This is a genomic window from Companilactobacillus furfuricola (genome assembly GCF_003946325.1).
Classification (GTDB): Bacteria; Bacillota; Bacilli; order Lactobacillales; family Lactobacillaceae; genus Companilactobacillus; species Companilactobacillus furfuricola.
This window is the reverse complement of sequence record NZ_RHNT01000055.1, coordinates 1-15,714: the sequence shown is the minus strand read 5'-3', so window position 1 is coordinate 15,714 and position 15,714 is coordinate 1. Positions and strand designations below refer to the sequence as shown.

13 protein-coding genes are annotated in these 15,714 nt (G+C 37.3%); 11 read left to right on the top strand and 2 right to left on the bottom strand.

Annotated elements, in window-relative coordinates; translation table 11 throughout:
- Positions 1-600: 600 nt before the first annotated feature.
- From EKM78_RS13165 to EKM78_RS10665, 6 genes are all read left to right on the top strand, one after another.
- Complete coding sequence (locus EKM78_RS13165; protein WP_245995063.1) at positions 601-774, top strand: hypothetical protein; 174 nt, start codon at positions 601-603, stop codon at positions 772-774.
- A 32-nt stretch (positions 775-806) separates the two neighbouring features.
- Positions 807-1,232 (top strand): DUF5758 domain-containing protein, encoded by a 426-nt coding sequence (locus tag EKM78_RS10685; protein WP_425453552.1) that lies wholly within the window; start codon positions 807-809, stop codon positions 1,230-1,232.
- Positions 1,233-1,394: 162 nt separating this feature from the next.
- The gene (locus EKM78_RS10680; RefSeq protein WP_211334366.1) at positions 1,395-1,613 is read left to right on the top strand and encodes a hypothetical protein; all 219 of its coding nucleotides are present in this window, start codon (positions 1,395-1,397) and stop codon (positions 1,611-1,613) included.
- Positions 1,614-1,744: 131 nt separating this feature from the next.
- Positions 1,745-3,670: an elongation factor G gene (locus EKM78_RS10675; RefSeq protein ID WP_125772102.1), complete on the top strand. Its 1,926-nt coding sequence runs from the start codon at positions 1,745-1,747 to the stop codon at positions 3,668-3,670.
- A 99-nt stretch (positions 3,671-3,769) separates the two neighbouring features.
- Positions 3,770-4,435, top strand: a complete 666-nt coding sequence (locus EKM78_RS10670) for a L,D-transpeptidase (protein WP_164507312.1) — start codon at positions 3,770-3,772, stop codon at positions 4,433-4,435.
- 152 nt (positions 4,436-4,587) lie between these two features.
- The gene (locus EKM78_RS10665) at positions 4,588-6,210 is read left to right on the top strand and encodes an ABC-F family ATP-binding cassette domain-containing protein (protein WP_125772100.1); all 1,623 of its coding nucleotides are present in this window, start codon (positions 4,588-4,590) and stop codon (positions 6,208-6,210) included.
- 612 nt (positions 6,211-6,822) lie between these two features.
- Here EKM78_RS10665 and EKM78_RS10660 read toward each other — a convergent pair.
- Complete coding sequence (locus EKM78_RS10660) at positions 6,823-7,164, bottom strand: hypothetical protein (RefSeq protein ID WP_125772098.1); 342 nt, start codon at positions 7,162-7,164, stop codon at positions 6,823-6,825.
- A 188-nt stretch (positions 7,165-7,352) separates the two neighbouring features.
- Here EKM78_RS10660 and EKM78_RS10655 point away from each other — a divergent pair, with 188 nt between their 5' ends.
- The 3 genes from EKM78_RS10655 to EKM78_RS10645 all read left to right on the top strand — a co-directional run bounded on the left by EKM78_RS10655 (position 7,353) and on the right by EKM78_RS10645 (position 10,674).
- Positions 7,353-8,114 (top strand): ABC transporter ATP-binding protein, encoded by a 762-nt coding sequence (locus tag EKM78_RS10655; RefSeq protein ID WP_125772096.1) that lies wholly within the window; start codon positions 7,353-7,355, stop codon positions 8,112-8,114.
- On the top strand, positions 8,107-9,693 hold the full coding sequence (locus EKM78_RS10650; RefSeq protein ID WP_125772095.1) for a hypothetical protein: 1,587 nt from the start codon (positions 8,107-8,109) through the stop codon (positions 9,691-9,693). The genes EKM78_RS10655 and EKM78_RS10650 overlap by 8 nt, the downstream gene beginning before the upstream one ends.
- A gap of 159 nt (positions 9,694-9,852) precedes the next feature.
- On the top strand, positions 9,853-10,674 hold the full coding sequence (locus EKM78_RS10645; protein ID WP_125772093.1) for a Cof-type HAD-IIB family hydrolase: 822 nt from the start codon (positions 9,853-9,855) through the stop codon (positions 10,672-10,674).
- A gap of 113 nt (positions 10,675-10,787) precedes the next feature.
- On the opposite strand, the gene EKM78_RS10640 is transcribed toward EKM78_RS10645, so the two are convergent.
- Complete coding sequence (locus EKM78_RS10640) at positions 10,788-11,783, bottom strand: aldo/keto reductase (RefSeq protein ID WP_125772091.1); 996 nt, start codon at positions 11,781-11,783, stop codon at positions 10,788-10,790.
- A gap of 232 nt (positions 11,784-12,015) precedes the next feature.
- Between EKM78_RS10640 and EKM78_RS10635 the strand changes: the two genes are divergently transcribed.
- Positions 12,016-13,104 carry an Ldh family oxidoreductase gene (locus tag EKM78_RS10635; protein ID WP_125772089.1) on the top strand — a complete coding sequence of 363 codons (1,089 nt, stop codon included), beginning with the start codon at positions 12,016-12,018 and terminating at the stop codon, positions 13,102-13,104.
- Positions 13,105-13,218: 114 nt separating this feature from the next.
- On the top strand, positions 13,219-15,684 hold the full coding sequence (locus EKM78_RS10630) for a DEAD/DEAH box helicase (RefSeq protein WP_125772086.1): 2,466 nt from the start codon (positions 13,219-13,221) through the stop codon (positions 15,682-15,684).
- Positions 15,685-15,714: the final 30 nt, after the last annotated feature.

Genomic DNA, 15,714 nt, shown 5'->3' with positions numbered 1-15,714 from the left:
GTTAATGAACCGCCGTATACGGAACCGTACGTACGGTGGTGTGAGAGGTCGGTAGCCTAGCTACCTCCTACTCGATCTACTGAGGGCTGTATCCCCGGGCCCCTCCGTCTAAATAGTGACATAATCCCCCATTTTGGTTGAGTTTTACCGATTTATTTTCTCCAAATTGGCACTGTTTGCTCGTCCTATTTCTCACATGTCTATCTCAGTCTTTATCTATTCTGGTGGGAGTAGGTGCTTCCTTTTCCTGTTAGGATATAAACTCTATTTAGATTACTTATTCTTTTCTCGGTTCGCGGGACTTTGCTCCGCTCATTTTGCTTCCTGACTTACATTACTGCTTTGATTTTTATTTATTTTGTTGGGTAGACAAGAGTTGATATATTTTTTCTTGTTTTGCTTTCGCTTCATGCTTGCGTACTCGTTCCTCGTACTCTTGCCTTGGTCTGAAGCTCTGTTTTCTCTCTTAATTTATTTCTTGCTCACGTACTCGTTCCTTGTGCTCTCGCCTTTATTTTTGTGAAGGGTGTTTGGAGCACGGATTTGGGTGATTCTACAGCACTGTATTTGTGATAATATTAACATGAGAAGGTGAATGAATTGATCGAAAAGGTTGTGGATAAGGATTTTGACTATTTTAATATGAAAGGTAAGGATTTTACTCAAGTTCAGTTTGAAAATGATGATTTTTCTCATTCTGATCTGGCTGGGACAAATTTTTATATTGCCTCTTTCGTAACTGTAATTTTGCCTATGCTGATCTTTCTGATGTGAATTTTGTTGGTGCTGATCTTCGGGGGTGCGATTTGCATGGAGCTGATATTTCTGGTGCGAATATGAATCATTCGATGCTTGATCATGCGAATTTAGATGATATCAAATATGATGATTCAACTAAGTTTTTTAAGATGTATTGTCCTGAAAAAGGTGCTTTTTTAGGGTATAAGAAGTGTTTTAATTCTTTGATCGTGAAGCTGTTGATTCCTGCCGATGCACGTCGGACTTCAGCTACTGCCAGTTCTTGTCGTTGTGATAAAGCTAAGGTTATGGAAATTGAGGATATGTATACTGGCGAACATTTTGATGAAGCTGTTTCTTATGTTGATGAGAATTTTATTTATAAAACTGGTCACTATGTGGTTGCTGAGAATTTTAATCCTGATCGTTGGCAAGATTCTACTGGTGGTATTCATTTTTGGCTTGATCGTAAGGAAGCTGAAGGTTATATGTAGTTTAGACTTGAATTTTACTTTAAATAGCTTTAACGTTGAATCGGAGTCGTATAGTCAGTAAATATTGCTGACGGAAAGGTAGCGGATATTTTGGAAAAAACCATTGATTACCCATGCGTAATTTTTAAATCCAACGCCAATAACGGAGTCTATACTGTTAATGTGCCAGATGTGAATGGTGCAGTTGGAAAAGATAGTGACGAAGAGAAATCGATTCAAAATGCGACAGATGATACGGAGACTATTTTAAGTCATTCAGGGAGTTATCCAACACCCTCTGATCTTTCTTCTATAGCCCGGGAATTTCCTCAGGCAGAGGTCCGTTTGATGTCTTTAGATCTTGCAAGGATAGTTGCCTTACGCAAGAAATTAAATTCTTAATTTACTTGTTAACAGTGCCTTTGGCACTGTTTTTTTTGCTTTCATTTGGATCGAAGTGGTCAATTTAAGTGAAAAGTCAATTATACTGGTATGATATTAGTTATTGAACAATATTAGAGAGGTTGTTGAGTGTGAAATCAATTGTTGCAGGAATCGTTGCTCACGTGGATGCTGGTAAGACGACATTGTCTGAAGCGATGTTAATCAAATCAGGTGTGATCAGAAAATTAGGTCGAGTTGATGATGGTGATGCTTTCTTGGATCCTGATGCGTTAGAAAAGAAACGCGGTATTACGATTTTTTCGCATCAAGCAGAATTAAATTTTGCCGATCTGAGATTGACATTACTAGATACGCCAGGACATATGGATTTTGCTAGTCAGACTGAAGCGGTTTTAAATGTGCTTGATTATGCGATCTTAGTGGTTTCAGCAACGGATGGTATACAAGGGTACACGCGGACTCTTTGGGAATTACTGAAGAGATATAATGTCCCCACTTTTATTTTTATTAACAAAACTGATTCGGCCACAGCACAAACTGCAGAAGTATTGCAACAGCTGCAGGTGGAATTCGATGCTGGAGTCCAAGACTTTTCAACATTAGATGATGAAGTGATCGAAAATATTGCTGCTACAAATGACGATACTCTTGAAGAGTTTTTGGCTAATAATACACTTAGTGATGATACTATTCGGCAATTGATCAAGTGTCGCTTAATTTTTCCGTGCTTTTTGGGATCTGCCTTAAAGGATGAAGGGATCGATCAATTCATTAATGGCTTACAAAAGTGGACTGTTCAAAGTGACTCGAAATCGGCTTTTTCAGCGAAAGTTTTTAAGATCTCTCATGATGAGAAAGGTGAACGATTAACTTGGCTCAGAGTCACGGGTGGTACTATCAAATCAAAAGATGCGATTTTTCAACAACAGAAAGTCAATCAATTGAGAGTTTACAATGGTGCAAAATTTGAGTTGGCATCAAAAGTGACTGATGGTGAGATCTGTGCAGTTACTGGATTAAGTAATACTTTTGCTGGACAAGGTCTGGGAGATCAAAAAGATTCGAGTCAACCACTTTTGCAGCCCGTATTGAATTATGCAGTTCAAATAGTTGATGAACAGATCCACGCTTGTTTGACTGCATTAAGGATACTGGAAGATGAAGACCGTCAATTACATGTTACTTGGTCAGAGCATTTACAAGAGATCCGGGTCCAAATCATGGGCGAGGTCCAGTTAGAGATCCTTCAACAAATTTTGCAACAACGATTTGACTTAGTAGTCAACTTTGTTGAAGGTCAAATATTGTATAAAGAAACGATCACTGCTGCGATTGAGGGAGTTGGTCATTTTGAACCATTACGTCATTATGCGGAGGTTCATTTGTTGATGGAGCCTGCCAAGGTGGGTTCCGGTCTGATCTTTTCATCGGAATGCGACTTGGATTATTTAGGTAAAAATTGGCAACATCAAGTTTTATCCAACTTGGCAGCAAAAGAACACTTAGGAGTTTTGACCGGTAGTCCGATCACGGATATGAAGATCACTTTGGTATCAGGCAAAGCTAGCAACGTTCATTCAGTTGGGGGAGATTTTCGTGAAGCAAATTGGCGCGCTGTTCGTCAAGGTTTGATGATGGCAAATGCAAAGGGACAATGCCAATTATTAGAGCCTTGGTATCGATTTAAATTGACTGTATCTCAAGACCAAGTGGGCCGCGCCATGAATGATATTCAAAAAATGTCGGGAACTTTTGACACTCCAAAAAACCAACAAAATAATGCTACGTTAACTGGATATGCACCAGTTTCTCAGATGCAAGGATATCCGCAAATTTTGCGTTCGTACACTCATGGTCAAGGGGAATTAGAGTTAGTCGTAGACGGTTATCGTCCTTGCCACCATGCTGATGCAGTCATTGAAAAAGCTGATTATCATCCAGTAAGTGATTTGGAAAATACCCCTGATTCAGTTTTTTGTGCGCATGGGGCTGGTTACTCTGTTGCCTGGGATGAGGTGCCAAATATGGCACACGTTCCATATATTTCTAAATAACTTCATACTGAATTTTTAATTTTCGGTTGACTAACTTGAACGTTAACTTTAACAGCTATATAATTGTTGCTACACTTGTTAAATAGGGGAAAATAATTATTGAAAGCTAAGAAGTTATATCCAATCATACTGTTGAGTTTACTTTTGGGAGTTTCAGTCGGATTCAATATTGCTCATATAGTAGAGGGTGGGCATCCAAAAGTTGAACGAGTTGAGGCAGATAGCAGTAAATCAACAGTTAAGCAGGTAAATAAATCAAAAACTGCTGCCACTAATGGTGACGATCCCAAAATGGTTCCATTAGATGAGTTTACCTACAAAGATTCTTCTGAAACGAAGGCTTATCCGATCTTGAAGGATCATCCTGAAGCATATATCGATGTCGATATTGCCAAACAACGGACTTATATCAAAGATGGCAACAAGACTCTTTATGAAATGTATGCCTCAACTGGTGAAAAAGATGCCACTCCGCGTGGCACGTACCAGATCGAACCAGAGCATGGCGAATATTTTTACACTGCACCACTGAAGTTAGGTGCTTACCACTGGGTATCGTTTTTAAATCATGGTGAATACTTATTCCACAGTACACCGACTGACGAAAATGGTAATTACGTGGAATCAATTGCCAAGACATTGGGGGTCAAGCCTTCATCCCACGGTTGTGTTCATCTATCAAATCCCGATCTACAATGGCTATATAATAATGTCCAGCCAGGAATGAAAGTAGTAATTCATGGAACTTTTGATAAAACAAAATAATCATTCTATTAGATTCTCAGGTCATTTTTAATGATCTGAGATTTTTTTTTAGAGATAGAAATGTATTGCTGTTTTAGTAGTTACCGAATGCATTCCAACGTAATAGCTGATATAATGCTTGTTAACGATATTTTAGAAATGAGGATTATTTATTGATTACAGTTAGTGACGTAAGTTTACATTTTGCAGACCGGAAATTGTTTGAAGATGTAAATATCAAGTTTGTTCCTGGCAATTGTTATGGATTGATTGGAGCAAATGGTGCTGGTAAATCAACCTTTTTAAAGGTTTTATCAGGTGCCATCAAACCTTCTACTGGTTCGGTTACTTTAGGACCTAATGAACGTTTAGCCACTTTAAAGCAAAACCACTTCGATTATGATGATTATACAGTTATGGAAACTGTCATCATGGGCCATTCGGACCTTTATCAAGTTATGCAAGAAAAAGATGCCATTTACATGAAGCCTGATTTCAACGAGGAAGATGGTCTAAAGGATGCTGAACTAGAGAGTAAATTTGGCGAAATGGGTGGCTGGGAAGCCGAGGGTGAAGCTTCTCAAATGTTACAGGGATTAAATATCCCAGAAAGTCTCCATCAAGAAAAGATGGCTAATTTAACTGCTGGCCAAAAGATCAAGGTCTTACTAGCACAAGCACTGTTTGGAAAACCAGACGTTCTACTACTTGACGAGCCAACTAATGGTTTAGACGTGGATTCGATCGACTGGTTGGAAGAATTTTTGATCAATTTTGAGAATACAGTCATTGTTGTATCCCATGACCGTTATTTCTTAAACAAGGTTTGTACTTACATGGCTGATCTTGATTATAAGAAGATCCAACTCTATGCCGGTAACTATGATTTCTGGCAACAATCATCACAATTAGCTCAACAAATGAAGCAAGATCAAAATTCTAAGAAGGAAGAAAAGATCAAGGAACTTCAAGATTTTATTGCTAGATTTTCCGCCAATGCTTCTAAATCTAAACAAGCAACTTCAAGGAAAAAAATGCTGGATAAGATTACTTTGGATGATATCCAGCCTAGTTCCAGACGCTATCCCTTTATTAAATTTGTACCTAATCGAGAAATTGGGAATGATTTATTGCAAGTTTCTGATCTTTCGATCTCAATCGATGGTAAACAAATACTAAAGAACGCTAATTTTACACTGGGTCGTGAAGATAAAGTTGCCTTTTTAGCAAAGAACGATATGGTAACGACGGCTATGTTCAAAGTGCTAACTGGCGAATTAGTTCCTGATTCAGGGACGATCACTTGGGGCGTAACTACTAGCCAAGCATATTTACCTAAGGACTTTAATGCAATGTTCGATGAAGAAACACCAATTATCGACTGGTTGCGTCAATTTGCTGAAAAAGGTGAGGACGACGATACTTTCCTTCGTGGATTTTTAGGAAGAATGCTTTTCTCTGGTGATGACGTTACTAAAATGGTCAATGTTTTATCCGGGGGTGAAAAAGTCCGCGTCATGCTCTCTAAAATGATGCTCTTAAAAGCTAACGTTTTGTTAATGGATGATCCTACTAACCATTTAGATCTTGAATCGATCACCGCATTAAACGATGCTTTGATAGATTACAAAGGTGCTATTTTATTTGCTTCTCATGATCACCAGTTTATTCAAACAGTTGCTAATCGTTTGATTTACTTGACTGAAAATGGCATTGTTGATCGTGCTGATACTAGCTATGATGAGTTTAGAAGTAATGACCAAGTGGAGAAGAGTATTGCTGAACTAGACGTGTAGTTTGAGTGTTACTTTTTGTTAAATAAATAAGGCTATGAGAAATTGACCGTTGGGTCTGATTCTCATAGCCTTTTTTTGTAGTTACGGATGACTGGATGTGATTTGGCAATTTTGGTTGTTGAAGTTTGAAAATATAATATGTTGAAACAATTCTGGTTATACTTGAAGGATATTGGATAGTGTTTTTTTATTTTTATCCTCAAGGATGTTGAAACGAGCTCTGCGAGGTAGTGGCCTCCGGTATCCCTGTTTGTTAAACTTGCAGCAGTTTTGATAGTGATTTTTATTATTGTTAGCTAAAGTTGCGGCAATTGGATAGTGATTTTTATTTTTATCCTCAATGATACTGAAACGAGCTACAGGCGACAGCGGCATCCGGTATTTCTGTTTGTTAAAATTGCAGCAGTTTTGATAGTAATCACCATTATTGTTAGCTAAAGTTGCGGCAATTGGATAGTGTTTTTTATTCTTATCCTCAAGGATGTTGAAACGAGCTCCGAGGCACAGCGGCCTCCGGTTTAGAAACTGTCAGCAGGCACGGCTTCGCCGCACCTTTGTGCTGACAGTCCCTAAATCCTCAGCAGCTGACCGTGCCTCTCCGCTCTCTGTGTTTTAATGGTTTTCCCATTTCATTTCGTATACTTCGGTGGCGAATGTTTCGGTTGATGCTGTGTATCCTCGATTGAAGTTTTCTACTACTTGTTCGGGAGTATCTTTGCGATTGATTTCAACGACGATGTAGTGACGGTTAATGGGGTCTGTGAAGATGGCTTCTATATAGTTGGATCTTGACCGATAAGTTATGTCGATTTTAGTGAATTTTTCTTGTTTGATAATTGGAGCCAAGTATGTTTCCTTTAAAAGTTCAATTTGTTCGTCATTGGCAATATTTGTTGATTTGATCAACTGATCATAATTTTCAGTGGTCGCTGATTTTTCAATTATTTCTTCCACGTTAGTCAACTCCTTATGTATTGATAAGTGATTCACATGTACTATTATATCAATAATGTAACCGCTTTACCAATTGGGAGATCGGATGACTCAAAAGGTTTAAATTTTCAAAATGTTTTATCTAAAACTCAGGACTTGAATTTGGTATCTGATATACTTAAAAGACAATTTCATTATGGGGAAACAATATGATCGAGATTACTAACTTGTCGAAAAGCTACGGATCTACAAAAGCCTTACGTGATTTAAATCTAAAAACTTCCTCGGGGAAAATTTTTGGATTTTTAGGACATAATGGTGCTGGTAAATCGACAACTTTGAAAACTTTAGTCAGCATTCATAATCCTACCAGTGGTTCTGTTATGGTCGACGGGATGGATCTGATGGAACATCGTTTAGAGATTAAGCAAAAAATTGCTTATGTTCCAGATACACCCGATATTTTTTTGCAACTGTCTGCTGGTGAATACTGGAGTTTCTTGATAGCTGCGTATCAATTGGATCCGGTGGCTGTGCAGAGCAGATTAGAAAAATTGACATCATTATTTAATATGAATTTTCATATTGACGAGACACTCAGCAGTTTTTCTCACGGTATGCGACAAAAAGCTATCCTGATCGGTGCTTTGATGGTCGATCCAGATATTTGGATTCTGGACGAACCTATGCAGGGACTAGATCCACAGGCAGCATTTGATTTGAAGGAAATGATGAAGTCACATGCCCAAAAAGGCAAGACGGTGATTTTTTCCACTCATAATTTAGATACGGCTCAACAACTTTGCGATGAATTGGCAATTTTGAAAAAGGGTCAACTGATTTATAACGGTCCTGTCGAAAAATTATTGGCTGAACACGGTAATCGATCGCTTGAGGAAGTTTATCTGGAAATGGCTGGTCGTGTTGACCAACCAATAATGTCAGACCTTAACGGTGAACATCGTGAATAAACAACAATTAAAAGCCTTACTTTCTGTAAATTTAAGATTATTAAATCCGCAAGTAACCAACAAATATCGTTCAAAAGGACAAACTGGGCGAGGCTTGACGCAGAGGATTATTTTCAATTTAATGGTGACGACTTTTGCGTTCGTAATTGTTTACGGCTTTGTGATGATTCCAATTGTAGTAAATAAATCGGCAGCACTATTTACTTATTTCGCTGGGATATATCTTATTTTTGGGATTTCGCAAAGTTTGACCGGTATCTCTAATGTCTTCTTCGCCCAAAAGGATCTGCAAGATTATTTACCATTGCCGATCTCACCTCGAGAGGTCTTCGCCAGTAAGATCATCGTAGTAACGATGAATATTTTGCCCTTCACGATTACTTTACTGTTGTTATTTTTGATGACTAGTTGGTCATTCGGTATTTTCCTTCCGACTGCCATTGTCATGTCCTTGATTTTATTTATTATCATCACAGTTATCATTGAACTGATATGTGCACTAATAATATTTTTATTGTCAAAGACAAGATTTTTCCAAGCTAATCAAAGCTTGATCATGAATGCCTTGCTAATGATAACGATCGTTATCGCAGTGGTCGGTATTTTATTCATCAACAACCAGATGGATGGACAAGATCCAGGACAACTCAATGGTTATACTATTGGCATTCTTTTGCCACTATTTAACTTATTCAAACAACCCTTGGCAGTCGGCAGCTTGATCCACTGGGCGATTTTAATTGCCTTGGCCGCTGGATTGATATTGCTTTTGAAAAAAATCGTGATTTCACAATTAACGGCACAATTGATCAATATCTCCTCAGCACCTCATAATCAAAGGAGGAAACCAGCCCTAAAGAGCAAAAAAACGATTGGGAGAAGTTTATTTTCCTATAACTTGAAATTATTGAAAGAACCGAATTTATTAGTCCAAGTTTTTTCTAGTTCGCTCTTGTTACCAGTGATTTTCATTTTTAGTCTTTCATTTACAACGATTAATTCAGGATTAGGAATAAAATGGATCGGTGTTTTCTTCGTCGGTGGACTTTTATTAAGTGGAGTCACGATGAATCAGACGTCCTTGATATCTAATTTAATTTCGTTGGATCGAAGTAATTTCGATTTCGTGGCGTCATTACCGCTTTCATTGAAAGATTATTTGAAAAATAAGTTTCACTTCGGCTTATTAGCGCAAATCATTATTAATAGTATCCTAATTGTCTTGATGGGATTCATGTACAAATTTGGCATTTTGATGACTTTCAGCAGTCTGCTAGGTTCAGTTGTCGGAACGTATTTGATCGGACAATTTTATTTCTCCAGAGATTACCGTTTAAGGACGACTAATTGGACTAATATTACTGAATTATTTAATCGTGGAGGAGGCAATCTTGCCATGATTTTAACGATGGTCATCGTTATTTTAGTTGGTCTTATCATCATAGTGGCATATTCAATGATTATTTCCTATTCATCTGATCCTTGGGTGATCAATGGTATTGTTGGTTTGATACTTGTCTTGGCTTGGGGCGTGGTGATGCATCATTTTAACCGTGGATTTTGGGATACCTTGAATTGATTTTTTAAAAGATCGTCAATTTCTTGATTATTATTAAATAATTATCCGCTTTCATTGGAAAAAGCTGTTCGGACTAGTAAAATTTGTTGTGATGGAAACAATTGATCAGTTTTAGGGGGACGCCCTAAGTTCTGGATTAAATTAAATGAGGTATAAATTATGTATAAAATGATTGTTTGTGATTTAGATGAAACTTTATTGAACGACGCTGGTAAATTGACGGATGAAAATATTGAGGCGATTAAACAAGCTACTGCCAAAGGTGTGAAGTTCGTGGCCAATTCTGGTCGGGGTTATACTTCTTTTCAAGACACTTTAAATGCCGTCGATTTAAAAGACAAGCCAGAACAATATGCCATTTCATTTAATGGTGGATTGATTCTAGAAAATAAGAACAACCGGGCAATTGCTATTAATGAAATGCCTTTTGATATTGCTAAGAAAATTTTTGAAGTAGCAGCCGCTGATCCGATAGCATCAACTCATATCTACACTAAGGAATATTGTTATATTTATCATTTATCAAAGCCTGATGCTAAATATTTGGAAAGTCGTGGCGTAAAATATGAGACGATGAATGATGATAATTTTGACCGATTCAAAGATGATAATATTATGAAGATCATCATGCATTTGCCAACGATGGATGAGCGTAAACAAATGCAAAAAGACGTTGAAAAAGTTGTCCCAGCTGATAAATTAGCTGTCACTTATTCTTCTGGAATGTATGTTGAGATCAATCCTGGTGGAGTAGACAAGGGAACAGCCACAGTCCAACTGGGCAAGATCCTTGGAATTAAACCGGAGGAAATCATTGCTATTGGTGATAACGGCAATGATTTAGCAATGCTAAAAGTTGTCGGAATGCCAGTAGGTGTTGCTAACTCGATCGATGAAGTCAAACAAGCTGTTAAATACGTGACGAAAGCTGATAATAACAATTCAGCCGTTGCAGAGACCATTAAGAAATTTATTTTGTAAAATTTATCTATGCAAAAAGAGCCCTTGGATGAAACACCCAAGGGCTCTTTTTATTGAAACGAGATACAGGCAATAGTGGCTTCTATCTTTTCGATTGAAGAAACAAATTAAGATTATTTGATCAATTTGTTGATAGCGTTGATTTCATCGCTTGAAAAGTCGAGATTATCTAATGCTTTTAAGTTGTCGTCTAAGTGTTGATTATTAGTAGTTCCGATCAAGACACTTGTTACAACTGGATCTTTTAATAACCAGGCCAAAGACATTTGACTGAGAGATTGATTCCGGTTTTGAGCAATATCGTTCAAAGCGTTAAGTTTTTTAACTAAAGCATCTTTGCCTTGTTCAAGTAACTTAGCATTGGTTGGATGGATGCTGTATTCATCAGAAATCCCATTTAAATATCTGTCTGATAATAAACCTTCGCACAATGGACCGTAGGCAATAGCACCGATACCATTGTCTTCGAGCGTTTGAGCAATGCCACTAGTTTCCACGTGGTCGTTTAATAAGTTCATGCTCAATTGATTTAAGACAAAAGGTGTTCCCAAACGCTTGAATTCAGCAATAGCACGTTTTAATTCTGGAACTTCATAATTGGAAACACCTACGTACAAAGCTTTACCAGCTTTTACGACGTCATTTAAGGCACGACAAGTTTCCTCCACTGGAGTTTGGTCATCATAACGATGAGCGTAGAAAATATCGACATAGTCGAGATTTAATCTTTCCAGTGAGTCGTCGATCCCTTGCAAAACAGCTTTTCTAGAAGTCCCTGTACCGAAAGGACCATCATGGATCTCATAACCAACTTTTGTAGCAATAACTAGTTCATTTCGATAAGGTTTTAAGTCATTTTTCAAAACGGAACCTAGTAATTCTTCAGTTGAACCGAATCCGACTTTTCCATTTCCGTAGTGGTTAGCCACGTCAAAATGAAAAATACCTTTATCAAAAGCATGTAAGATAACATCGCGACGGTCACTGATTGAATCAGCACTACCAAAGTTACGCCATAAACCTAGAGAAATAGGTGGCAACATTAAGCCGGTGTCGCCAGCATGACGAACTTGCGTGTTATCATAACGATCATTTGCTGCGTTATACATTGTAAATCCTCCTCTTACTAATACCTATTTAATTTTAAGCTAAGAAGGCACGTTACTCAAGGAAGGACAAATTTTGATTCGATTGAAAAACTCTAATTATCGTTAATGTTAATGCTTGCGATTTTTCATAAAAAGCGACATAATTTGGGCATTAACGCTTTTATATTATTAAAAGAATATTAATTTAACGTTAAAATTGTGGATTAATCAAATTTGGATGTGGGGGCTTTGTATGAGAATCAGTGCAGAAAAAGAACGAAAATTTTTAGAGGCAGTGTTTCAGAAACAAAATTTTAGTAAACAGGATGGTAAGCTCTTAGCAGATACATTGGTAGATGCAGATCTACGTGGCATTTCATCTCACGGGATCCAAAGACTAGCCTGGTATACTCGTATGATCAAAGATCATACCTTGGAACCAACACAACAACCTGAAATATTAAAAGAAACGTCGACTAGTGTCTTAGTTGATGCCAACAAAAGCATGGGACAAATTGCTTCAGCATTTACGATGAACAAACTAATCGAAAAAACTAAAAAAATGGGACTTTCCATGGGCGTGATCCGTAATTCCAATCACTTTGGAACAGCAGGATATTATTCGCGAATGGCTTGTAAAGAAGGACTGATCGGGATCTCTACCACGAATACCAGACCACTAGTTGTGCCAACTAATTCACTGGAAGCCTTTTTAGGCTCCAATGCGTTTGCTTTCACATTTCCAGCAGATCCGCATCCTTTCGTCTTTGATGGGGCGACCTCAGTAGTTTCCAGTGGCAAGATCCAAGTTTTAGCTAAGAAGGGTGAACAAATACCTGGAGATTGGGCAGTTGATGAAAATCGTGAAGTCCTGCATGATGCTAAGACAGTGGAAGATAATTTAGCGACTATCGCCTTTTCCGAAGATCGTCCCGGCGGCGGCGTCTTGACACTAGGTGGTCAAAAGGAATCTAATTCCAATTACAAAGGATTTGGTAATTCTTTGATTATAGAAATATTGACGGGCATCTTGGCTCAAGGGTCATTGTCAGCTGATACTAATACCGGTAAACATGATTTCAGTCAATTCTTTATGACGATCGACCCAGCTGTATTTGGTGATCTTGAGGTGTTGAAGAAGAATGTCAGCGAGATGTTTGATCGAATCAGAAATCTAAAACACGTTCCCGGAACAAAAATCATGATCCCTGGTGATCGGGAATACAAACATTATGAGGAGAACAAAGTTCAAGGAGTAGCGATCGATGATGAAACGATTGCAGAAATGAAACAAGTTGGAACTGAATTTGGAGTTGAAATTCCTGCTGAAATAATACGGTAATTATGAAAAGCCATGATCATTTTGATCGTGGCTTTTTGCTGTTGAATTGCAATTTTACATATTATGCTATCTTATATATAAGCATATTTGAAGAAATAACATAATGAGGTCGTAATGATGAGACGTTTTAAGTTGGGTGCTCAAGAATATGAATTGGTTGCCATTGCAAAAGATCAAAGTATTCAGAAATTAGGTAAGATTGCTGTTTATCGTGTTCCCAATACTCAAGATTACTTTACAATGCCAGTTTCAGAGTTATCTGCTTGTGTTAGAAATCAAAATAACCAAGCGAATTCCATTGTCGACATTCATGAACAAATTAGTTTATTTAAACAGAGATTTATTATCAGGACGGATGTTTATGCCAATAGATATTTCAGTAAAAAATTTAATCGAAAAGCCTATGGGCCAGCAAGTCCATTTGTTAATGGATTTCCTGTAAGAGATAAATTTTTACCACTGACAAATGAAACATTGATGCACCATTTAAGTGGCAATAATAGCTCTGCCATTGGGATATATCCACTAAGCAAACAAAGTACTACTAAATTTTTAGTATTCGATATTGATGAACACCATGAAAAGCAACCTTGGAAAGAACTGACAAAATCGTTAATAAAAGAATGTGAAAAATTTAAGCTTCATCCTTTAATTGAGATATCGCAATCTGGAAAAGGATGCCATGTGTGGTTATTCTTTGAAACACCAGTTGATGCGAAAGTTGCACGTCAATTAGGGGATTTATTACTGAAATTAACTCAACAATCTGATCCTAGAATGCCATTTTCGGCCTTTGATCGCATGTTCCCAGCCCAGGATAAGATCGATCCAGGGAAAGTAGGTAATTTGATTGCGGCTCCTTTAGAGGGACAGGCTTTGAGTCATGGTAAAAGTTTATTTGTTGACTATAGTTTCAAGCCATTTGAAGATCAATGGCAAGCATTAGCTGACGTACAGACTATTAATTCCAATCAGCTATTAAAAACTATCAATACTATTCAGGATAATTCAGAGTTATTGGCTGAAGAATTTCAGAATGATGAATCAACTTTGCCAAAATTTCAAATCGATAAATCATTGTCGGTGACCCTTAAAGAAGCCATTTACATTAAAAAGTCGGATCTGAATCGTAAAGAGATTTTAAAACTAAAATGGTTAGCATCGTTCTATAACCCTGAATTTTTTAAACTTCAATCTTTACGTATGCCAGTTAATAATACTCCGAGAGTGATAACTCTTTTTAAAGAGGATGATGAATATTTAATATTACCTAGAAGATTAGTAGACGATTTAAACGAAATAGTCGATGATATTGAATGGACCGATGATACAACTAAAGGATTTCAAATGAAAGTTAAATTTCATGGAAATCTTTATCAAAACCAAATTCCCGCTTTTAACGCTATTAATGATTTTTCGATGGGAATATTATCTGCCAGAACAGGATTCGGTAAAACAGTCATTGCAGCAAAGATGATAGCTGCAAAGAAAGTAAGTACCCTCATTTTGGTGCCGAATAAAGTTTTAGCTGAACAGTGGAAAGAAAAACTTAACCATTTTTTGGAAATTACCAGTGATCCTGTGATAGTCGAATATACGCCCACAGGTAGGAAAAAATTAAAGAAATCCATTGGGACTTATTATGGACAAAAGAAAAATCCCAGCGGCCTAGTGGATATTGCAACTATTCAAGCTATTAGTAAAATGGAGGATCCTAAAAAATTCTTGGATCGATACGGTATGGTGATCAGTGATGAAGTTCATCATAACGCTGCCTTCACATACGATGAAGTGATCAATAAGATCTCAAGCCGTTATTTATATGGCCTTTCAGCAACTCCTTATCGACGGGATGGGCAAGAACCAATATTAACTTTGCGCTTTGGGCCAATCCGATATCAAACAGATATGTTCGATCCTAAATTTCTACTAACTGTGAAGCGTACAATCATCCCTAGATTTACTAATTTTGGAATGACTGACTTTAATGCCCTGAATAATAGCATTGTAGAAAATCGGTCTGCGATTCAAAATGATGAAATTCGAGAAGGAATGTTAATTAAAGACATTGAACTGTGTAAAAAGAAACAACGCCACACAATAGTATTAACTAGTTTGGTGTCCCATGTTGATCGACTATATGATAAATTGCCTCATGATCATCTTTATCGAATTTATGGTGGTCTTTCGAGTAAGGAACGAACTAAAGAAATTGAAAAGATTCATCAAGATACGGAGCCCTATACTATTCTAGCTACGCCATATGTTGGCGGAGAGGGATTAGATATTGCCAGCATGGATACGATGATTTTGGCAATGCCTTACAGTTTTCATGGTAATTTGGAACAATATATTGGGAGATTGCACCGTAATTTAAAAAATAAAAGTGATTTAAAAATTATTGATTATGTAGACATGTTTGTTCCAATGTTTTTGAGGATGTTTCGTAAACGAAAGCAAGTTTACAAGAAGTTAGGCTATGAATTAGTTGAAGATAAGATGACTAATCAATCGGGATTGAAAATTTACGAGGTGAGGCAGATTTTTCAACCGGACAGTTTAAATATAATAATTTCTTAAGCAGCCATTTCTGACTTTTCTCTCATTTCT

Bases quoted from the DNA above. Each gene is read 5' to 3' on its own strand.
- EKM78_RS10655 (WP_125772096.1), top strand. From the start codon at position 7,353: ATGATCGAGATTACTAACTTGTCGAAAAGCTACGGATCTACAAAAGCC.
- EKM78_RS10645 (WP_125772093.1), top strand. From the start codon at position 9,853: ATGTATAAAATGATTGTTTGTGATTTAGATGAAACTTTATTGAACGAC.
- EKM78_RS10640 (WP_125772091.1), bottom strand. From the start codon at position 11,783: ATGTATAACGCAGCAAATGATCGTTATGATAACACGCAAGTTCGTCAT.
- EKM78_RS10635 (WP_125772089.1), top strand. From the start codon at position 12,016: ATGAGAATCAGTGCAGAAAAAGAACGAAAATTTTTAGAGGCAGTGTTT.
- EKM78_RS10630 (WP_125772086.1), top strand. From the start codon at position 13,219: ATGATGAGACGTTTTAAGTTGGGTGCTCAAGAATATGAATTGGTTGCC.